The 19,292-nt window shown below is 69.6% G+C and carries 15 protein-coding genes; 5 read left to right on the top strand and 10 right to left on the bottom strand.

Annotated elements, in window-relative coordinates; all coding sequences use genetic code 11:
* Nucleotides 1-364 precede the first annotated feature (364 nt).
* From VFZ09_RS47485 to VFZ09_RS47475, 3 genes are all read left to right on the top strand, one after another.
* Entirely contained in the window at nucleotides 365-1,561 is a 1,197-nt protein-coding gene (locus tag VFZ09_RS47485) for a hypothetical protein (RefSeq protein WP_329734467.1), read from the top strand.
* Nucleotides 1,562-1,742: 181 nt separating this feature from the next.
* Entirely contained in the window at nucleotides 1,743-2,171 is a 429-nt protein-coding gene (locus tag VFZ09_RS47480) for a hypothetical protein (RefSeq protein ID WP_329734466.1), read from the top strand.
* Nucleotides 2,172-2,322: 151 nt separating this feature from the next.
* Nucleotides 2,323-5,136: an ELWxxDGT repeat protein gene (locus tag VFZ09_RS47475; protein WP_329734465.1), complete on the top strand. Its 2,814-nt coding sequence runs from the start codon at nucleotides 2,323-2,325 to the stop codon at nucleotides 5,134-5,136.
* Between the two features lie 52 nt (nucleotides 5,137-5,188).
* Here VFZ09_RS47475 and VFZ09_RS47470 read toward each other — a convergent pair whose 3' ends face one another.
* The 9 genes from VFZ09_RS47470 to VFZ09_RS47430 all read right to left on the bottom strand — a co-directional run bounded on the left by VFZ09_RS47470 (nucleotide 5,189) and on the right by VFZ09_RS47430 (nucleotide 16,022).
* On the bottom strand, nucleotides 5,189-6,205 hold the full coding sequence (locus VFZ09_RS47470) for a hypothetical protein (RefSeq protein WP_329734464.1): 1,017 nt from the start codon (nucleotides 6,203-6,205) through the stop codon (nucleotides 5,189-5,191).
* 188 nt (nucleotides 6,206-6,393) lie between these two features.
* Nucleotides 6,394-7,236, bottom strand: a complete 843-nt coding sequence (locus VFZ09_RS47465; RefSeq protein ID WP_329734463.1) for a phytanoyl-CoA dioxygenase family protein — start codon at nucleotides 7,234-7,236, stop codon at nucleotides 6,394-6,396.
* Nucleotides 7,237-7,272: 36 nt separating this feature from the next.
* A complete protein-coding gene (locus VFZ09_RS47460; RefSeq protein ID WP_329734462.1) occupies nucleotides 7,273-8,841 on the bottom strand; it encodes a protein adenylyltransferase SelO in 1,569 nt (522 codons plus the stop codon).
* Nucleotides 8,842-8,922: 81 nt separating this feature from the next.
* Entirely contained in the window at nucleotides 8,923-9,687 is a 765-nt protein-coding gene (locus VFZ09_RS47455) for a hypothetical protein (protein WP_329734461.1), read from the bottom strand.
* 16 nt (nucleotides 9,688-9,703) lie between these two features.
* Entirely contained in the window at nucleotides 9,704-11,314 is a 1,611-nt protein-coding gene (locus VFZ09_RS47450; RefSeq protein WP_329734460.1) for a PAS domain S-box protein, read from the bottom strand.
* Nucleotides 11,315-11,505: 191 nt separating this feature from the next.
* On the bottom strand, nucleotides 11,506-11,787 hold the full coding sequence (locus tag VFZ09_RS47445) for a PAS domain-containing protein (RefSeq protein ID WP_329734459.1): 282 nt from the start codon (nucleotides 11,785-11,787) through the stop codon (nucleotides 11,506-11,508).
* Nucleotides 11,788-11,948: 161 nt separating this feature from the next.
* Complete coding sequence (locus tag VFZ09_RS47440; RefSeq protein WP_329734458.1) at nucleotides 11,949-13,202, bottom strand: threonine aldolase family protein; 1,254 nt, start codon at nucleotides 13,200-13,202, stop codon at nucleotides 11,949-11,951.
* A 36-nt stretch (nucleotides 13,203-13,238) separates the two neighbouring features.
* A complete protein-coding gene (locus tag VFZ09_RS47435; RefSeq protein ID WP_329734457.1) occupies nucleotides 13,239-14,621 on the bottom strand; it encodes a hypothetical protein in 1,383 nt (460 codons plus the stop codon).
* A gap of 18 nt (nucleotides 14,622-14,639) precedes the next feature.
* The gene (locus VFZ09_RS47430) at nucleotides 14,640-16,022 is read right to left on the bottom strand and encodes a hypothetical protein (RefSeq protein WP_329734456.1); all 1,383 of its coding nucleotides are present in this window, start codon (nucleotides 16,020-16,022) and stop codon (nucleotides 14,640-14,642) included.
* Nucleotides 16,023-16,191: 169 nt separating this feature from the next.
* On the opposite strand from VFZ09_RS47430, the gene VFZ09_RS47425 reads away from it, so the two are divergent.
* Entirely contained in the window at nucleotides 16,192-17,433 is a 1,242-nt protein-coding gene (locus VFZ09_RS47425) for an OmpA family protein (protein WP_329734455.1), read from the top strand.
* Here VFZ09_RS47425 and VFZ09_RS47420 read toward each other — a convergent pair.
* On the bottom strand, nucleotides 17,430-17,819 hold the full coding sequence (locus VFZ09_RS47420; RefSeq protein WP_329734454.1) for an MAPEG family protein: 390 nt from the start codon (nucleotides 17,817-17,819) through the stop codon (nucleotides 17,430-17,432). The two genes, VFZ09_RS47425 and VFZ09_RS47420, sit on opposite strands and share 4 nt — an antisense overlap.
* A 223-nt stretch (nucleotides 17,820-18,042) precedes the next feature.
* Here VFZ09_RS47420 and VFZ09_RS47415 point away from each other — a divergent pair, with 223 nt between their 5' ends.
* Nucleotides 18,043-19,269: a cytochrome P450 gene (locus VFZ09_RS47415; protein WP_329734453.1), complete on the top strand. Its 1,227-nt coding sequence runs from the start codon at nucleotides 18,043-18,045 to the stop codon at nucleotides 19,267-19,269.
* The last annotated feature ends 23 nt before the right edge of the window (nucleotides 19,270-19,292 follow it).

The raw sequence follows: 19,292 nt of genomic DNA, 5'->3' as shown, positions 1-19,292 counted from the left end.
ACCCCCGGGAAGCTGTAGTCACGCGAGAAGCCCTGGCACCCGCACCAGAGGGGCAACGAGGCGCCACGCAGTGGACAGAGGCCTCGTCCACCCGGCGGCGCCCCGTTGCCGGTTCAGTCCAGAAGGTTCGCCAGGCCCGCGTACGTATTGGGTCCGGGCATGCCATCAATCGGGCTCGGGAAGGCAGACCCGATCGTCGGATTGCCCGGCGTGCCCGTGTAGAGGGCGATCCACAGCTTCGAGCCCACCGCCTTCGTCTGGGTCCAGGTGTTGGACGTGAGCAGGCTCGAATCAATCCGGAATTGTCGGGGCGTCCCTCATGGAGTTGCGCCGGATTTCCCAGATTCCGATAAGCTGGCGCGCCATGCAGCACCCGATGTGGCTCGCGCTCACGCTCCTCCTTCTCGCCGCGGTTCTCGCCGGGCTCCTCATCGCGTGGCGGCGCCGTCCGAAGCCAGCCCCCTGCCAGCCCCAGCAGTACGACGCCGCGCCACAGCCGGGGACGTTCGCGGTGCGGGCGCTCGAGGCCATGCCGCCCATCGTCCGCGACACGCCCGTCCTCGAGGCCCAATCCCCCGCCTGGCGCGAGGCCATGGCCCAGGCCGGGCTCCGCCTGCGCCGCGCCGGGGTGCGCCACGTCGTCTTCGTGCACGGCACCTTCGTGGGCCATGACCCCACCCAGCTGCTCTCCGCGCTCGAGGGGCCCCTCTCGGCCCTGGGCCCCGGCCTCATGCCGTCCCTGCAGCGCCTCTCCAAGCTCCCGAGCGATCGCGTCCTGCGCGACCTGGGCAACTACACCCCCGAGTACGTCTCGCTCTTCCAGAAGGCGCTGGGCGTCGACATCCCCACCACGCGCTTCGTCTGGAGCTCGGCCAACAACCACGTCGCCCGCCTGCGCGCGGCCGTGCAGTTGCTGAAGCTCCTCGCCTCCTCGGAGCTCGGCAACAAGCGGGCGCTGCTGCTGGGGCACAGCCACGGTGGCCAGGTGCTCGCCCTGCTCACGCAGCTCGTCTACCCGGCGCGGACCGCCGAGGCCCTCTGGCAGGCCGTGCGCGACGCGGGCGAGCCCACCGAGGCCCTCCAGGACATGGCCCGCACGGTGGCCCGCGCGCGGCTCGACATCGCCACCTTCGGCATGCCCCCGCGCTACGGCTGGGCCACCGGCCGGCAGTGCCGCGTCCTCCACGTCATCAACCACCGGGGAGCCGAGCCGCGCGGAAACACCGTCGCCGGAGTCCTCCACACCGAGAGCGGCGACTACGTGCACCTGTGGGGCATCGCCGGCTCGGACATTCCTCCGGGCAACGCCCGGGAGCGGGAGCTGGCCGCCCGGCTCGATGCCATCCTCGGCGCGGGCTACGACGTGAAGGCGTGGCTCCAGCACGTGCGCCACGGCGCGCGCGTGCCTCGCGACGGATTCAGCTACCTCGTCGACTATGGCGACCGGGGCACGGGCGCCCTGCCCAACTGCCTGGCCACGTGCTTCGGGCACGGCGTCTACACCAGCTACGACGCCATGCTCTTCAACTCGCGCCTCCTCGCGGACCACTTCTACCGGTAGTGCCATCCGCGAGCACTCGGGAGATGCTATGCAGGGGCCGATGCGCGCTCCCTCGTTTCCGAGAAGGCTTCTCATTCCTGGCCTGGTCCTGCTCGGGGTGTGTCTGCTGGTGCTGGCCCTCCGAGAGCGAGGGCACATGACCGCACCCGGGGGAGCCCCCGGTAGGATCCAAGGAGGGGAGATGGCGAAGATGAACGACGAGGAGTTGTTGGGGAAGACGCTGCATGTGGCGCGTGAAGCGGGCCTGCTCCTGCTGCGGAAGCAAGGCTCGGTGCTCCCGTTCGGCCTGACGCTCGACCCGGCGGGCGACAACCCCAAGACCTTCTTTCCCCGGGACCAACTGCCACGCGCCTCCTGGGACGAGCTGTTCGAGGCCACCCTCGCGCATCTCGAGCGAGCCGCGGGCTCGGCCGATGTCGGGGCCATCGCAATCGTCACCACGCTCGAGTCCGGAAGCGAATCCGGCCTGGGTGTCCAGATCGAGACACGCACCTCCTCGCTCTTCCTGCTGTACCCCTACAGCGGCTCCGGACAGAGCTGGCGTCTCGGGGAGCCGCAGAAGTCGGAGCAGTTGCTCGTGGGACCACTGCTGGCCCGGGACAAGCACTGACGAAGAAGGGCACGGAGCGGGACGAAAAACGTCAGTCCGCTGCTCCCGCGCGGCGCTGGCGCGTCGTGGAAACCCCGGCCGCTCCCTCTGACGAGCAGCGCCTGCTCGTGGGACAGGCAGCCGAGCACGGCCATTGCACACGGCCGCGCTCATGCACCTCAAAGCCAGACACCCCCTCCGTCCCCTGTCACCCCTGCTGCTCTCCTTCGCCCTCGGCTGCACCGGCCCCGCGCCCGAGCAGGAGGCCTCCCTCCTCTCCAGCGCGTTCAAGCAGTCCCCGCCGCCCGGGCTCAGGCCCGCGTTGGTGAAGGACCTCCAGGTAAGTGACGAGTCCCTCCCCGCGGGGGCGGACACCTCGTGGGCGTTCACGCCCCCCGTCGTCACCGCGAGCGGAACGGCCTACTTCGGAGCCCGCGATGGAAACGGCGGCTCCGCGCTCTTCAAGACGGACGGAACTCCCGAGGGAACGCGCCTGGTCCGGCAGTTCACCTCCAGGACGGCGATCGGCTTCCTCCATGAGTGGCTCGCCGCGGTGGGCGACACCGTCTATTTCGCCGTCAATGACGAGCGCCTCGGCAACCGGCTGTTCAAGAGCGATGGCACGCCGGAGGGGACCCTCGAGCTCCCGCGGCCCGAGGGCCTGCCGCTCGACCGCCCCGGTGAGCTCACCGCCTGCAATGGCCGGATCTTCTTCCGCGATCCGCAGGGCCTGTGGACGCTCGAGGGCACTCCCGAGCGCCCCGTCCTGCTCGCCTCGGTGAACATCTACCCCCAGACCGCCTATGAGCAGCCCCCGCGAGCCGTCGTCTGCGCGGAGGGAACGCTGTTCTTCGTGGACGCCCGTGCCTTCATGGACAACGTGCTCTGGAAGAGTGACGGCACCGCCGAGGGCACGGTGCCGCTCGCGTCGGTCGGCCACATCACGGGCTGGAGCAACCCCCTGTTCTTCACCTCCGGCGCGAGGGTCTTCCTCAACGGCGGCTACAACTGGCGTACCAGCTTGTGGACGAGCGATGGCACTCCCGAGGGGACGGGCGAGCTCTCGGGCTTCAATCCGTACGAGAGCTCGCTCACCGTGCACACCGCCGCCGGCGGGGCGCTCTATTTCTCCCTCCCGGGCGCGGCCTACGACCCGGACTCCTACGCCCTCCCGGACACCTTCACCTGGGGCCCGAGCCTGGCGCTGTGGAAGAGCGACAGCACCGGGACGGGGAGCCATGAGGTCGTGGACCTTCCTTCCGACATCCAATCCCTGAGCGCCTCGGCCCTGGCCGTGGGGAACACCCTGCTCCTCTCGACGACGGACGGCCGCCTCTACCGGAGCGATGGCACGTCCGAGGGCACCTTCCTGCTCGCGAACCTCGGCCTGCCGGAGGCCTCGGAGCAGCGGACGAGCGCCGCCCTCCCGGATGGCCGGCTGCTCTTCACCGCCCGCGAGCCCTCGGGCGAGACGCGCCTGTGGCTCACCGATGGGACGGTGGAGGGAACCCTGCCCTTCCAGACGGCCCAGGGAGAGCGCCTGCGCACGCCGTCGAACCTCACGCGGATGGGGAACCGGGTGCTGTTCTGGGCCGATGACGGCCTGCACGGGCAGGAGCCCTGGGTGACGGACGGGACGCCCGGTGGCACCCGCCTGCTGCGCGACCTCTTCCGCGCCAACGCCTCCCATCCCCAGTCCCTCACGGACGTGGAGGGCACGCTCTTCTGCACCGCCACCTCCGAGCAGGGCTCCGGACTGTGGAAGAGCGATGGCACCGCCGAGGGCACCACCTTCCTCCAGCCACTCATCAGCACCGATCCCTGGGTGCGCACCACCGCGTTCACTCCCGCGGGGAACTCGGTGTTCTTCTTCCAGACGAACCACTTCGCGGCCTCGCTGTGGAAGAGCGATGGCACCCCGGCCGGCACGCTCGAGCTCCGCGGCTTCACCGGCGGGGATGTGACGTCACGTGTCGCCCTGGGCTCCACCCTCTTCTTCTCCGCTTACGAGAGCGCCTCGGGCAGCGAGCTGTGGAAGAGCGATGGCACCGTGGAGGGCACCGTCCTGTTCAAGGAGCTCGTCCCGGGCCGGAGCGGCTCCGGCCCCATGAAGCTGACGCGCGCCGGGAACGGCTTCTTCTTCATCGCCAACGACGGTGTCCACGGCGGCGAGCTGTGGAAGAGCGATGGCACCACCGAGGGCACCGTGCTCGTCAAGGACGTCCTCCCGGGCACGGGCAGCGCCATCTACAGCTACGGCTTCTCCGAGATGCTCCCGGTGGGGACGGCCCTGTTCTTCACCGCCAACGACGGCATCCACGGTGAGGAGCTCTGGAAGACCGATGGCACCGCCGAGGGCACCGTGCTCGTGAAGGACATCTTCCCGGGCCGGAGCGGCTCCAGCCTCTATGATCTGGTGGACCTGGGAGGAACGCTCTTCTTCACCGCCGAGGACGGCGTGCACGGCCGCGAGCTGTGGAAGAGCGATGGCACCGCCGAGGGCACCGTGCTCGTCGCGGACGTCGCCCCGGGAGCGGCCTCCTCCTTCCCGGTGACGTATGCGTACCAGAAGCTCCCCGCGCGCCTGTACGCCATTGGCGGCGGCCTCTTCTTCGCGGCGGATGACGGCGTGCACGGCACCGAGCCATGGAAGAGCGACGGCACGGCCGAGGGAACCGTCCTGCTGCGCGACGTGCTGCCCGGCTCCGAGAGCAGCGGCGTGGGCCTCGCCCCCTTCGTGCCCATGGGCCACCAGGGCGCCTTCGCCTTCTCCGCCTCGGACGGCGTGAGCGGCGTGGAGCTGTGGACGTCGGACGGCACGCCCGAGGGCACCCACCGCCTCGCGGACATCCACGAGGGCCCGGCGAGCGCCGCCCCGCTCCAGCTCACCGCCTCCGGCTCGCGGCTCTTCTTCGTCGCCAACGACGGTGAGCATGGCCGGGAGCTGTGGTCCGTGAAGCAGGGGGCCTTCCTCGCTTGGCCGTAGGGAGCCGCCACTCCGGGGGAGGGAGCGCCCCTCACCCCGGAGCGCGGTGCGATCACTCGACCCAGTAGGTGTCGGTCATCAGGCTGAAGCCGTTCACGGTGTCCACGAAGATGGCGGCGCTGTGCCCGCTCCAGGGATCGTCCGCGTAGCTGAAGTAGCAGCCCTTGAACGAGCGGCCAGCGATCCGCTCATCCAGGTTCGCCAGGCCGGCGGAGATGACGCTGCTGGAGAGCTGGTTGTACCGGTTGGCGTAGGACAGCGTGCTCACGAACTCGGCACGCACCTCGGCGGCGTCGGCCAGGTAGGGCCGGACGGTGGCGCCATACGGGACGCTGCTCGGCTCGAGCCCGAAGCACTCCAGCCCACCGTAGCGGTAGGAGCCGTTGCCCGTCACCTCCTGCCACCAGTCGAAGTGGCGGGCCATGTACGCACCGCTGTTCCCCTGGTTGCCCACCGCATTCGCCGCGTCGATGAGCGCCTCGAGGGGCCGGCTCAGCGTGGCCGAGTTGCGGATGTTGCGCAGGCTCACCTCGCCGATGCCCGCGACGTTGGAGATGGCCTGGACGGACGTGAACGGGCGCAGGGTGAGCAGGTTCACGGCGCCATTCCACGCGTCCGGCAGCACGTCGTGCAGCTCGGAGTCGCTGATGGTGTTCACCAGGGACACGATCGCGGCGGCGTCATCCGTGGAGACCGCGAGGCCGTCCAGGATGCCGACACAGCTGGAGCCGATGAAGCCCTGGGCCCGGGCGCCGCCCGCGAGCTGCTCGAGACGGGCCGGACCGACCAGCCGCACCGAGGAGATGTCCGCCAGGGACACGAACGGCGAGACCGACCGCCGGGCGACGAGGTTGGAGACGACATCGCTCGGCAGGTACGCGTCCAGCGTCTCGTAGGACGCCGTGTTCGCGAACTGGAGGATGCCCTGGCACTCCGGGGACACGTCCACGTCCGTGGTGGTGAGCGGCGCCTGCTGCCGCGCGATGGACGCGTTGGACGACTCGGGCTCGGTACCACCGCAACCGGCCAACAGGCTCGCGGCGAGAAGGGCTGTTCCAAGATGACGCATGGGGGGCTCCTCTGGGGGGGACTGCGAGGGGAGGTACCCCCATACACCACCGGGCTGACAGGTGTCTCCCGTGTTGGACCCTATCCACGGACCTCCCTGATTCCACGGATACGGAAAGTTCAGAGGGTCACCCGCGGGAAGGCGTACCCGGAGCAACGGGCGGCAGTTGCGCGGGAGTTGAAGCCTGTTCAGCCGTTCGCGAGGGGACCGAAGCCGCGGGGCGGCCGCGAGGGAGCGCGGCGCAGCCAGTTGTCCTCCGGGTAGCGGGCCGTTCCATCGATGAGGTGGACCGAGTAGGCGTGGCGGCTCTTGGACGACGTGTTGGCGCCGCTCTTGTGGGGCAGCAGCCCGTGGAGCACCACCAGGGTGCCCTTCTCCACCTCCAACGGCACCATCCCCTCCTCGGGCAGCGGCGTGGGATCCAACACCTGGAACGCCGTGCCGCCTCCCGCGGCGCGCACGAAGCGCTTCTTCAAGCCCAGCGTGTGCCCGCCCGGCAGCGCCCACAGACAGCCGTTCTCCAGCGTGGCGTCCTCCAGCGCGAACCAGAAGCCCAGACAGGTGGACGGCTCCGTGTACAGGAACGTCGCGTCCTGGTGGCAGTTGACCTCACCGCCAATGTGGGGCTGCTTGAAGATGTACATGGACTGGAGCAGCACCGGCTGCGTCAGGCCCAGCTCCGAGGCCAGCCCCGCCAGCTCCGGCGTGCGGGAGAACCGCTCGAAGAGCGGATCCAGATCATGCATCGCATGGCCGATCTTGTTGATGGACAGCGCCTTGTCCTGGCGCAGCGAGCCATCCGGCCGGAAGGCGTTCTCCTCGAAGAAGAAGCGGATGTCGTCCCCCGAGCCGAGGAAGTACTCGTCCGAGGTCCGCGTCTGATCATTCGTGGTGAAGATGGAGACCGTCTCCGGTTGGAAGCCGGCCACCAGCTGCTCGGCCCGGGCCTTCAAGGCATCGCAGGCGGCCGGCGGGACGAAACCGGGAAGTACGAGGTAGCCCTGCCGCGCGAAGTCTCTGGCTCGATCCATGTCCACTCCCATGGGAGGAAACCTAGCAGAACGTGCTCAAGAGCTGCACGAGAGGGCCGAGCAGCCCGGCTTCGAGCGCGCCCACTCGGGCCGCTTCGCCGCGTAGGCCTCGCGGCCCGGTTGATCCTCGTACGGCCGGCGCATCACCTCGAGCAGCGCGTGCACCTTGCTGTCGTCCCCGTCGTGCGCGGCGTCGATCGCCTCCTGGGCGAGCCAGTTGCGCATCACGTACTTGGGATTCACCGCGTCCATCCGCCGCGCCAGCTCCGCGGGCGGTGCCTTTTCACTCCTCGTGCGCTGCCACCACGCGCTCAGCCACTCGAGCACCCGGGCCGCGTGCGCCTCCGGGACGGGCCCGTAGAAGGCCTCGCGCACCGGCCGGGGCAGCTCGCGCGGAGCCTCCGGCAGGGTGACCACCTGCGACAGCCCGCGGAAGAAGATCGTCATGTCCGTCTCGTGCGCGGCGAGCCAGGCGAAGCACTCGTTCACCAGCCCGACATCGCCCTGGCCCTCCAACGCGGACAGCCCGAGCTTCGCCGCGAACCGCCGCGACAGCTCCTCCGAGAAGGTGCGCTGGTATTCGATCAGCCCCTCCTCGACCAGCGCCTCCTGGTCCTCCAGCAGCGGAAGGAGCGCGACCCCCAGCCGCTCGACGTTCCACATGCCGATGTTGGGCTGGTTGCCATAGCGGTAGCGGTGCTCCATGGCGTCGGTGGTGTTGGGCGTCCAGCCGGGATCGAAGTCCTCCAGCCACCCGTAGGGCCCGTAGTCGATGGTGAGGCCGAGGATGGACATGTTGTCCGTGTTCATCACCCCGTGCACGAACCCCACCGCCTGCCAGTGGGCCATGAGCCGGGCGGTGCGCCGCGCCACCTCGCGGAAGAAGGCGGCGTAGGTGTCCTTCCCGGGCTCGCCGAGCTCGGGGAAGAAGTGCTTCACGGTGTAGCGGGCCAGTTGCTCGAGCAGCCCCAGATCATCGCGGCTGGTGCAGAGCTCGAAGTTGCCGAAGCGCAGGAAGCTCGGAGCGACCCGGCAGACGATGGCACCGGGCTCGGCCTCGGGATGGCCGTCGTAGAACATGTCCCGGATGACCTCGTCCCCGGTGGCCACCAGCGACAACGCGCGGGTGGTGGGCACACCCAGGTGGTGCATGGCCTCGCTGCAGAGGAACTCGCGGATGGAGGAGCGCAGCACCGCGCGCCCGTCCCCCCGGCGGGAATAGGGCGTCCGGCCCGCGCCCTTCAGCTGCAGCTCGTACCGCTGGCCGTCCGGAGCGAGCAGCTCCCCCAGCACGATGGCGCGGCCGTCTCCGAGCTGCCCCGCCCAGTTGCCGAACTGGTGTCCCCCGTAGTTGGCCGCGTACGGCACCATGCCCGGCCACAGCGCGTTGCCCGCGAGCACCCGCACGACCTCGGGGGAGCGCAGCGTCTCCTCCTCGAGGCCGAGCAGCTGCACGACCTCTTTCGAGTACGCCACCATGCGGGGCGCCGACACGGGCGTCGGCTGCACCTTCGACCAGAGGGCGCCCTGGACCTGGCGCGGCCGCGCGTCCTGGAGCGGATCTCCAGGCATCGAGTCGATGAATCGGGACGTGAAATGAGGCATCCCCGATGCATGCCTTTCTCACTCCCCCGATGCAACGGATAGTTTCCAGGCACGGGAGGGGATGACTCCCCGGAAGGCCGTCTAGTACCCGAGCCGCTCGGCCATGTAGTGGTCCAGCTGCCGGTACCACGTGGGCCAGTCGTGGGGCATGTCGTGGCCCCAGATGTCCAGGTTGTGGGGGATGCCCCGCTGGTGCAGCAGCTGGCTGAGGTGCTCGGAGTACCCCGGGTTCTCCCAGGCGCCGCGGCTCGTCACCAGATGGATGCGGCTGTGGTGCCGGAGCAGGTCCATGCGCTGGCCCTCGGGCAGGTTCGGCACGTAGGAGACGGGGTTGTTGAAGTAGACGTCGTCGCTCCAGTAGCCGTGGAGGAACTCTCCCTGGAGATCGTAGAAGCCGCCCAGCCCGAGCAGCAGCTCGAACTGGTCCGGGCGCCGGAAGAAGGCATTGGCGGCGTGGAAGGCGCCGAAGCTGGCCCCCGCCACGCCGAGGCGCGCGTGGTCGTTCCCCAGACAGCGGCGGATGTGCGGGACGACCTCCTCCTCCACGTACTCCGAGAAGCGCGCCTGGTTGTGCGCCTTCTGGTGGAGCGGCAGGCCCTCGTTCATCCACGCCCAGGGGTTGATGCTGTTGATGCTGAAGATCTGGACCCGGCCGGCGAACAGGTGGTGCGCCACGCTCTGGATGAGTCCCATGCGCTCGGCCTCGAGGAAGTCACCTCCGGCGGTGGGGAAGAGCAGCAGGGCCGGGCCCCAGTGGCCGTAGCGGACGATGGGCATGTCCATGCCCAGCCGGTGGCTGTACCAACCGAAAGTCTCCCGGCGCAGGTTCGGATCGAGATTCGACATGGGGTTTCCTCTGGATTCAGCGGGAGGCGGGTGGAGGGCCAGCGAGCTCGTGGAGGGTGAAGTAGAAGGTGGCGCCCTGCAACACCCGGCCCTCGCCCCACACGCGCCCCTTGTGGCGGCGGATGATGCGCTGCACGGTGGCCAGCCCCACCCCGTGCCCTTCGAACTCCTGCTGCGTGTGCAGCCGCTGGAAGACACCGAAGAGCTTCTTCTGGTACTCCATGTCGAAGCCCGCCCCGTTGTCCCGGACGAAGTAGACGCGCCCGTTCCCCGTCCCCGGCAGCGTGCCGAACGCGATCTCCGCCACCGGCTTCTCGCGGGTGAACTTCCAGGCGTTGCCCATCAGGTTCTCCAGCACCAGGCGCAGCAACTGGGCATCCCCGCGATCCACCAGCCCCTCTTGAATCTGGAAGCGGATGGTGCGCTCGGGCGCCCAGCGCTGGAGTTGCTCGGCGACGGTGTTCGCCAGGCCGGACAGGTCCACGTCCGTCTCCACCAGCTCCGCGCTGTTGACGCGGGAGATCGCGAGGATGCCGTCGATGAGCTCGGCCATGCGCTGGGACGAGGCGCGGATGCGCTGCAGGTAGTCCCGGCCGGTGCTGTCGAGCGTGGCGGAGTAGTCCTCGGACAGCGCCTGGGTGAAGTTGGAGATGCTGCGCAGCGGCACGCGCAGATCATGCGCCACCGAGTAGGCGAAGGACTCCAGCTCGCGGTTGGAGAACTCGAGCTGGGCCGTGCGCTCGCTGATGCGCTGCTCCAGCTCCGCGTTGAGCCGGCGCGCCTTCTCCTCGTTCTCGCGCCGCTGGGAGATGTCGGTGATCATGGCCAGCGAGCCCAGGTATCCGCCGCTCTCGTCCTGGACGGGGCAGGCGGCGATCAGGGTCCACACGGGCGTCCCATCCTTGCGCATCAGCCGGAAGTCATGGACGAGGACGGCCTGGCCCTCGCTCTCCTGCGTCGCGAGCTCCTGGGTCGAGCGGGCGAGCTCCTCCTGGCAGATGAACTCGAAGAGGTGCCTGCCGAGGATCTCCTCCGGCGTGTAGCCGAGCAGCGTGGCCGCGTACTGGTTGACGTAGGTGGTGCGCCTGTCGGCGTCGATCATCCAGACGCCCTCCTGGGCGGTCTCCAGCATGAGCTGGAAGCGCAGCTTGCTGCGGCGCTGGACGGCCTCGGCCTGGCGTTGATCGTGGGTGTCCTTCAGGTTGGTGATGGCCCCCAGGAGCTGTCCGTGGCTGTCGCGCACGGGCCTGGATCTCACGCGGAAGTGACGGCCCTCCGGGTGGGCGGCATTGCGGACGAAGAGGTCCACCTCGGGCGGCTGCTCACCCCGGAGACTGCGGTAGAGCGGAAGCTCCTCGGCGGGGTACGGCGTGCGCGTGTCCGGGTAGAAGAGGCCGTTGCGCTCGCTCCAGTTCCTCGGGTCGTAGTGCGTGTGGTTCATGAACCCGGGGCCGAGGATCCTCCGAACCATGTCGTTGGCGTAGAGGATGCGGTTCTGCGCGTCCACCACGAACAAGCCATCGGTGGAGTTGCCGAGGATGGCGCGCAACAGGGTCTCATGCTCGGCATGGAAGAGACTCTCGGCCACCTCGTCGGGCGGCAAGGCCGGGTTGGAACGGGCGCTCATGCGGGGCGAGCATAACGAGCCCCCCTCGGAAGTGTCATCCGCCGGACACTCCCGGGTCACCTGGCACCCCGGGAGGGGGCGGCCTCACCGTCCATGTGCTGGAGGAGGAAGGCCACCTCCCCCGCTTGTCGAGGATGGGGGTGTGGGTGGCGCTCCAGAAGCGCTCCTCCACGACCACGCCCTCCGGCGTCTCACGGGCACCCGGTAGGGGAGCAGCGCCAGGATGTCCGGCGCCCGCCGGGTGAGGACCCGCTCGAACGACGTGCGCAGCATCCGCGCGTTGGCGTTGTCGGGGTCCGCGGGATCAGGGGGAACGCCTCGAAGATGGAGCGCCCCACGAGTTCCTCGAGCCGGCTCACCGTGAGCCGGAGATAGGCCTCGTTGGCGGCGACGTACCGGAGCTCACGCTCCAGCACCATGTAGGGGTTGGGGGAGTGGTTGAAGAGCGCCTGGAAGTCGAGGGTGTCGGACATGGTGGGGGGCGACTCGGCCGCGAGACGCTGGATACACAAACAATCACCAGGACGCGATTCCAACTTCTAGGCCGCACGGGAAGCATCAGGAAAGTTCACAAAAGCCCCCCGGTCTCCCGAGCGTCCGTGCATGCGGGCGCCCGGAGTCACGCCCCTGGCGGCTACGCCGGTTCGAGCAACCGGAGGAAGGCCCGCGTGGCCTCCGCGTCGTCGATTCCCGTGAGCCCCTCGCCCACCTGCAGCTCCGTCTCGACGACGCCGGGCACCCGCGTCGGGCTGAAGCCGTTGGCCACCCAGATGCCCGTCTCGCGCGCGATGCGATCGCGCTGACGGTTCAGGGCCCCCGCGTCGGCGCGCACGAAGACGCGGAAGAGGTTCGTCTGCACGGGCCGGGGCAGCACGGTGAGCCGGGGGTCCGCCGCGAGCGCCTCGGTGAGGGACTTCGCGCGCTGCACGTAGCCGGGGATGCGGGCCAGCGTGTCGTCCAGGCGCATGGCCGCCGAGGCCGCGTAGGGCCACAGCTGGAAGATGTTGCCGCCATGCCGGTGCCGCCACAGGCGCGCGGTGCGGATGAAGTCACGGGAGCCCGCCACCATGGCCCCGCCCAGCGCGCCCACCATCTTGTAGAAGGACACATAGACGGAGTCGAAGCCCCGGCAGATGTCCGCGTAGGAGCGCCCGTAGAAGGGCTGGCTCTCCCACAGGCGCGCGCCGTCCATGTGCAGCTTCACGCCCTGCTCGCGGCAGGTGCGCTTGAGCTCCTCCAACTGCTCCCACGTCTGGAGCTGCCCGCCCAGCCACCGCACCGGTAGCTCCACGCTGACGACGTCCAGGGGCTCGCGGGCCTCGCGCACGTCCGCGGCGAGCACCGGCCGCGTCCAGGGCAAGAGGTTCACCGCGCGCAGCCCGTGCAACACGGCGTAGCTGTCGTTCTCGTGCAGCACGTGGTGGGACGAGGGGTGCACACCGAAGGTGCGCTTGCCCCCGGCGTCCGCGTACATGCGCAGCGCGATGAGCTGGCCCATGGTGCCCGTGGGCATGAAGCACGCGTCCTCGAAGCCGAGCAGGCCCGCCACGCGCTTCTCCAGCGACTGGACGAGCTCGCCATTGCCGTACACGTCCCCCATGAGGCCCTGGCGCTGCACCCACTCGCCGATGCGGATCAGCTCGGCGCCCTCGTTGCCGGAAGTGCCGAGCGTGAGAGACGCGCGGCAGCCGCGGCGCAGACGCTCGAAGTCCTCCCGCGTGGGGCCGGGCGGCGTGGCCGGAGCCGGGCTGGCCGCTGGAACCTCCTTCTTCGGCGCGGGGGGAGGCTTGGGCGCGGCGGCGTGCGCCGTGCCCTTCAGGAGCGTGGAGCCGGCCAGCAGGCCAGAGAGGGCGAGGAACTCGCCCCGGCTGAAATCGCGGTGGGCCATAGGGGAACACCTCGAACGGTGTTCCCCTACCCTACACTACTGACCGACGTCGAACTCACCGGCGCGCAGCAGGCCGTCGATGGCGGGCGTCACCTCGGCGGCGGCGAGCTCGGAGGCGCGGACCGCCGGCATGCGGATGTCCAGGCCCTTCGCGAGGCGGTGGTACAGGGTGTTGGTGCCCAGCGAGTACAGCTGCAGCCCGCGCAGCGCGTAGCTGCCCTCGAGCTTGGACAGGCCCGCGTGGCCCGCCTCGAAGCGCAGCGTCAGCGTGTGCGTGCCCGCGCCGAGCAGGTCCGTCACCTGCGCCTCGGCCACCGGGCGCTCCACGCCCTGGGCGTCCGTGGCCACGAGCGTGCCCGTCACCTCGTACCGGTCCAGCGCCTGGCTCTCGAGCACCACGTCCAGCTCGAGCGCCGTCACCTTGCCGCCCGCCTCGCGCACCAGCCGCGCCTTGCCCGCGGACGCGATGCGCGCCGTGGGCACCGCGAAGCCGAACGCCGTCTGCGCCAGCCGGTCGAAGTCCTGCCCACCGGCGGAGCCCACCGCGCGCACCTCCAGCACCCACGAGCCCGGCTCATCGCGCTCGTCCATCGCGCGCGACACCATGGCGCGGTACTCGTTGCCCACCTTCACCACCGGCACCGTGCGGACGCGCTCGAAGCGCGGGTTGTAGAGCGAGGCCTCGTAGCGCACGTGCTTCACCGGCTCGGCCGACGTCACGCCCACCGTCACGTAGCCGTCGCTGCCCGGGAACAGCTGCATCGCCGAGGCCGTGAGCGACAGCTCGATGGAGGACGAGGGCTCCCGCACCTCGATGGCGAGGCCCAGCGCGGCCGCCTTGGCGCCCACCTTCACCTTGTAGAGGCCGCGGGTGTTCTTGGCGTCCATGCGCAGCATGGAGATGGGGCGGGAGACGCCCTCGGCCTTCATGCGCTCGGCGTCCATGCCCAGCGCCGCGTGGGCCGCACGCGACGCCCGCTGGTCCGCGCGCACGCCCTGGGGATCGAAGAGCGCCACGTCATGCAGCGCCTCCTCGCCCAGCTTGGGGTTGTTGCTCTTGGGGATGAACATCACCCACGCGTCCTCGGGCGCGGTGATGGGGAGCCGCACCTCGGTGGGGGCCGAGCCCGGCGCCACGTGCAGCATGGTGGACTTGGAGCGGCGCGTCTCGGGCGCGAGCGGCGCCGCGAGCGGCTGCTTGGGCGAGGCCGGGTTGGACACCGACACGAGGCCCTTGCCGAGCGCCTCGGTGGCATCACGCGCGTACAGCTTGCCCGGGGCCACGTCACCCGGGGCCAGCGTGGCGCCCGAGGCGCTGCGCAGGGTGGAGGACACGTTGGACTCCTGGGTGAAGCCCCCGAGGAGGAGGACCGCCAGCGACAGGCTGGCGGACTGAACGATGGAGCGGTGGAAGATCATGGTCGTTCTCTCTCGGGCTCAGTGAAGCGCCTTCACGACGGTGTAGTTGTGGAAGCCGTACCAGGTGTCCCAGGCGAGGGCACCGCACCAGTTGGAGCCACCCGGAGGCGAGCGCACGCAGTCATTGGCGCCCGTGGAGCCGGTGGTGGCATCGAAGCCGTACTTGGCCACGAGGCACGCGTCGCAGATGCCGTCGCCATGCCACGAGTCGGGGCACACCTGGCTCCAGGTCGGGTAGTAGGAGGGGTTGATGAAGGGGTTCCAGCTCGCCGTGCTCGGAATGGTGTAGCCGCTGGAGCGCCCATAGGCGATGAGGCAGTCGGGCTCCATGTAGCCGTTGTTGAGCTGGGTGGTGGTGCAGCCGTACTTCCACACCGTGTTGCCGGTCATGAAGTCCGTGGCGTAGCCGGACGCGTAGTTGTTGCAGGCCTGGGCCGCTTCCGACACGGCGTACTCGGGGGCGTACGTCTGCTGCGAGGGCGCGGGGATGGGGGCGTTGGCCACCTTCTGCGCGATGATGTTGCCGCTGTTGTGGCAGCTGCGGCGCGACTGGTGGTGGTTGAGGCGGCCGTCGTCGATGATGATGTTGCCGAAGTAGCCGGAGCTGTCATTGCCGATGAAGCCGTCCGTGCCGGCGTTGAAGCTGCCCCAGCCGAGCAGCGCCGCCGCCTTGAGGCCAATGGAGTACAGGTAGCCACCGCAGTGCGCGTCACTGGAGAAGAGGTTGGCGTAGACGCGGTTGCCACGCACCACGGAGATGGGCTTGCCACCCACCGAGGTGGCGCCCTGGGTGCCGCCGAAGGTGCCGTTCGAGTTGTACACGCGCATGTTGTCCATGCGCTGCTGCACGACGGCCGGGTTGTTGTAGCTGCCACCGCCGAAGAACTCGACGACGCTGTTGGCGATGTTGAGGAACGAGCCGCTCGTCGTCACCTGGTCCGCCAGCGGCGTGCCCGCCAGATCCGGCGCCGAGAAGATGACCTGGGAGATCTTGCTCGTCACCTGGCTGACGGCGTAGCCCTTGGCGCTCACCGCACCGGTGTGGGCCAGCATGTAGCGCAGCGGGCTCGAGCCGTTGGAGTGGGTGATGACGGTGAAGCTGGAGATGCCGTTGGCGTTCACCCACGGGACGATCTGATCCACGATGGAGCCCCAGCTGCACTGGCTGAAGCCCGCGCAGCTCGCGCCGGGATAGCCGACGATGAGGTAGGGCCGGCCATTGCGCATCGTGTCAATGGAGCTCTGGGTCCAATAGCCGCTGGTGGCCGAGCTGACGGACTGATCGCCGGTGCCGTGAACGAAGACCACGCCCGCGGTGGCATGGGCCTCGCCGCTCACACCGAGCAGCACGGCGCAGGCGGCCACGAGGGCCAGGCCTGCGGACCTGGGAAACAAGTGCATGGAAGAACCTCCTGGAGGCGGGGGGGGTGAAGGAGCCTCTCGAAGTGGCCGAGAATAAGAAGTTATAGCAGGAAGACAGGACGCCTGTCCTCCAACCGGGCTTGTCCGAGAAGTGGGGAGGAGCCGTCCGGCGTGAGATGCTATGCGTCAAAGGCCTGAATTCGCTCCCTTGGACTCCCTGCTGAAGCCCACCGTGGTCTCGTTGGTGCTCTCTGTCGGCGTGGTGCACGCCGCGGAGCCGCCCTCCGTCGACCAGGTGCGCACGGAGCTGGACCGGCAGCTGAGCGAGATGGTCAACACTCCGCCGCCGGAGATGCGGCTGCTCTTCGTGGGGTTGGATCCCACGCAGTACCGGCTCGATGAGGTCCACTTCACGCTGGACGGAGAGCCGCTCCCCACGCCGCCGGTGGAGAAGATCGGCTCGCCGGGGCCGCACGTGCTGGTGACGCGGCAGGTCAAGGATGGGCCGCACACGCTGGTGACCAACGTCGTCTACATGGACGCGTCGTGGAACATGTTCAGCCCGACGTCCGGCCTGCTGTGGAACCTCACCTCCACACTCAACTTCCAGACGCAGAACGGGCTGCGCGTGGACGTGACGGCCACCACCGTGCTGGTCCCGGAGGCGAAGGATCCGCGGCTCAAGGTCAAGCTGGCGCACGGCGTGAACATGGAGATGATCGCCAAGCTCGAGGACGTCGCGCTCCCCGAGCTGCCTCCGCCTCCGCCCCCGGCGAAGAAGGCCGAGGCACCGCGGCCAGCGCCCACTCCGGCCCCCCCGGCACGGCAGCAGAAGGCGAAGCTGCTGGTGCGGGTGCTGTCGAGCCTGAAACCCGTGGCGGCCACCGTCTCGCTGCGCGGGGCCACGGCGCAGCAGGTGTCGCTGAAGAAGGGGGCCCGGGCGCCCGTGCAGGTGGAGGTGGCGCCGGGCGACTACGTGGCGGACGTCCTCGCGCCCGGCCTCCTCGCCCAGACGCGCCGGGTGAGGCTCGAGGGAGGCACCGCGCAGCCCCTGGACTTCGCGCTGGTACGCGCGCCGAAGAAGGCGCTGGCCAAGGACAAGAACGGCCGGGTGGAGCTGCCCAAACCCCTGCGATTCCCCGAGGGAAAGCCCGTTCCCCTGCCGGACAGCGCCAGCCTCTCGCAGCTGGTGGACCTGCTCGTGCGCAACCCCACCTGGCGGCTGCGCATCGAGGGCCACACCCACAACCAGGAGGGTGACGAGGGCGCGCGCAAGCAGCTGTCCGAGGCACGGGCCCGCGCGGTGATGGAGCTGCTCGTGGGCGCGGGCCTGGAGCCATCGCGCCTCGAGACGCAGGGCCTCGCCGACACGCAACCCAAGGCGCCCAACTTCACCGCGCGCGGCCGGGAGCTCAACCGGCGCGTGGAGCTGCTCGTTCTCGAGCGTTAGCCCAGCTGCACCAGCGTGAGCACGTAGAGGGCCACCACCGCCATCATGGCCAGCTTCCAGCTCTGGCTGCGGAGGCCCGGCTTGTCCGCCAGGTAGAAGGCGGCATGGCCGATGCGGAACACGACGAACAGCACCGCCAACAGGGTGATGCGCCCGTGGGGGACGCCGGCCAACCAGGACAGGACGACGGCGGCGGCGAACGGCGGGAAGGCCTCGAAGGCATTGAGCTGGGCGAAGTGGGCCCGCTTGTGCCAGCCGGTGAGGCCCTCGTTGTACTCGCGAGGGCTGGGCAGGTAGTCACCCCTCCGCGTGGAGCTGCGCGCCAGCACCGACAACACGAAGGGCTGCAGCATGGCGAGCAGCACACACAGCACCGTGATGAACATGACACGCTCCTCCCGAGCGCTCGGACTCTACCAGAGCCTCCCACCCCACGGAGCCCCCCCCCGCTCTTCCACTTTGGAAGACCCACCCGGTCGATTCGACCGATACCGCCGGCCCGGGCGCCACCTTCGTGAACCCGCTCTCCTCTGAAACTCCGGAGCGATGAGCGCTGGCCCGCCGTTTGCCCTCCTGGGTTCCGCAACCCCTCACACGAGGAACGGAACCATGAGCCAGCCGCTGAACCTGATGACCCCCGAGGTGAGAGCCAATCCCTATCCGCTGTACGCGGAGCTGCGGCGCGGGCCGGTGTGCCAGGTGGAGCCGGGCGGCATGTGGGCCGTCAGCCGCTACGACGACGTGGTGACCGTGCTCAAGGATCCCCGGCGCTTCTCCTCGGCGGGCCTGGGCCGGAGCTTCCGGCCGCCCTGGTTGGAGCGGAACCCCACGGCGGACTCGCTCGTCATGAAGGATCCACCGGAGCACACGCGCCTGCGGGCCCTCGTCAGCCGGACCTTCAACGGCGCGGCGCTGAGCCGGCTGGAGCCGAGCATCCGCGCCATCGCCGAGGAACTCGCCGACGCCGCCGTGCGCCGCCAGGAGGTGGACTTCATCGCGGAGCTCGCCCTGCCCCTCCCGGCCCGCGTATTGAACCTCTTCTTCGGCCTGGAGCCCGCCATGGCCCCGCGCTTGAAGCACTGGGCGGATGATCTGGTCAGCATCCCCGCCAGCCAGCCCTCGCCCGAGCGCCAGGAGGAGATCCGCCACAGCCTCCAGGAGATGGAGCGCTGCTTCAACGCGCTCATCGAGCAGCGGCGCGCCTGGCCCGGAGAGGATCTCGTGAGCGAGCTGCTCCGCGGTGAGCTGACGCACGAGGAGGTCTTGAGCTTCCTCTTCGGCCTGGTGCCGGCCGGCGTCGAGACCACCGTGTACCTGCTCGCCAACACGATGGTGGTGCTCTCGGAGCATCCGCGGGAGCTGGAGCGCGTGCGCGAGAATCCCGCGCTCATCCCCCGGCTCATCGAGGAGGTGCTCCGCTTCGAGCCACCGGGACAGAGCAGCCTCCGGCTGACGACGGAGGACGTGGAGCTGTCCGGTGTGACGATTCCCCGGGGCTCCCTCGTCGTGGCCCTGGTGGGCGCGGCCATGCGCGACGAGAGCCGCTTCCCCCAGGCGGACCGGTTCCTGCTCGACCGCGACAGCCCGAGCAACCTCGCCTTCGGCCACGGGCCCCACTACTGCCTGGGGGCGATGCTCGCACGGCTGGAGGCACGCCTCGGCCTGGAGGCGCTCTTCTCGCGCATCCGGGGCTTCTCGCTCCAGCGGAAGGAGCTCGACTGGTCGCGGTCGATCATCGCCCGGGGGCCTCGTGCCCTGCCGCTCCGCCTGGAGCCCTCGTCCCTGATCGCTTCACTCGAGAACACCTCGGCCGGCGCCCCTGTACGTTCCGCCTGAAGCCGGGGGCCGGTGGGGTTAGG

Source organism: Archangium sp. (genome assembly GCF_036277355.1).
Classification (GTDB): Bacteria; Myxococcota; Myxococcia; order Myxococcales; family Myxococcaceae; genus Archangium.
Note: the sequence above shows the minus strand (reverse complement) of the source record. Positions and strands in the feature narration are given on the sequence as shown.

Coding starts and splice junctions, on each gene's coding strand:
- VFZ09_RS47485 (WP_329734467.1), top strand. CDS start 365: ATGCAGCACCCGATGTGGCTCGCGCTCACGCTCCTCCTTCTCGCCGCG.
- VFZ09_RS47480 (WP_329734466.1), top strand. CDS start 1,743: ATGGCGAAGATGAACGACGAGGAGTTGTTGGGGAAGACGCTGCATGTG.
- VFZ09_RS47475 (WP_329734465.1), top strand. CDS start 2,323: ATGCACCTCAAAGCCAGACACCCCCTCCGTCCCCTGTCACCCCTGCTG.
- VFZ09_RS47470 (WP_329734464.1), bottom strand. CDS start 6,205: ATGCGTCATCTTGGAACAGCCCTTCTCGCCGCGAGCCTGTTGGCCGGT.
- VFZ09_RS47465 (WP_329734463.1), bottom strand. CDS start 7,236: ATGGATCGAGCCAGAGACTTCGCGCGGCAGGGCTACCTCGTACTTCCC.
- VFZ09_RS47460 (WP_329734462.1), bottom strand. CDS start 8,841: ATGCCTCATTTCACGTCCCGATTCATCGACTCGATGCCTGGAGATCCG.
- VFZ09_RS47455 (WP_329734461.1), bottom strand. CDS start 9,687: ATGTCGAATCTCGATCCGAACCTGCGCCGGGAGACTTTCGGTTGGTAC.
- VFZ09_RS47450 (WP_329734460.1), bottom strand. CDS start 11,314: ATGAGCGCCCGTTCCAACCCGGCCTTGCCGCCCGACGAGGTGGCCGAG.
- VFZ09_RS47445 (WP_329734459.1), bottom strand. CDS start 11,787: ATGTCCGACACCCTCGACTTCCAGGCGCTCTTCAACCACTCCCCCAAC.
- VFZ09_RS47440 (WP_329734458.1), bottom strand. CDS start 13,202: ATGGCCCACCGCGATTTCAGCCGGGGCGAGTTCCTCGCCCTCTCTGGC.
- VFZ09_RS47435 (WP_329734457.1), bottom strand. CDS start 14,621: ATGATCTTCCACCGCTCCATCGTTCAGTCCGCCAGCCTGTCGCTGGCG.
- VFZ09_RS47430 (WP_329734456.1), bottom strand. CDS start 16,022: ATGCACTTGTTTCCCAGGTCCGCAGGCCTGGCCCTCGTGGCCGCCTGC.
- VFZ09_RS47420 (WP_329734454.1), bottom strand. CDS start 17,819: ATGTTCATCACGGTGCTGTGTGTGCTGCTCGCCATGCTGCAGCCCTTC.
- VFZ09_RS47415 (WP_329734453.1), top strand. CDS start 18,043: ATGAGCCAGCCGCTGAACCTGATGACCCCCGAGGTGAGAGCCAATCCC.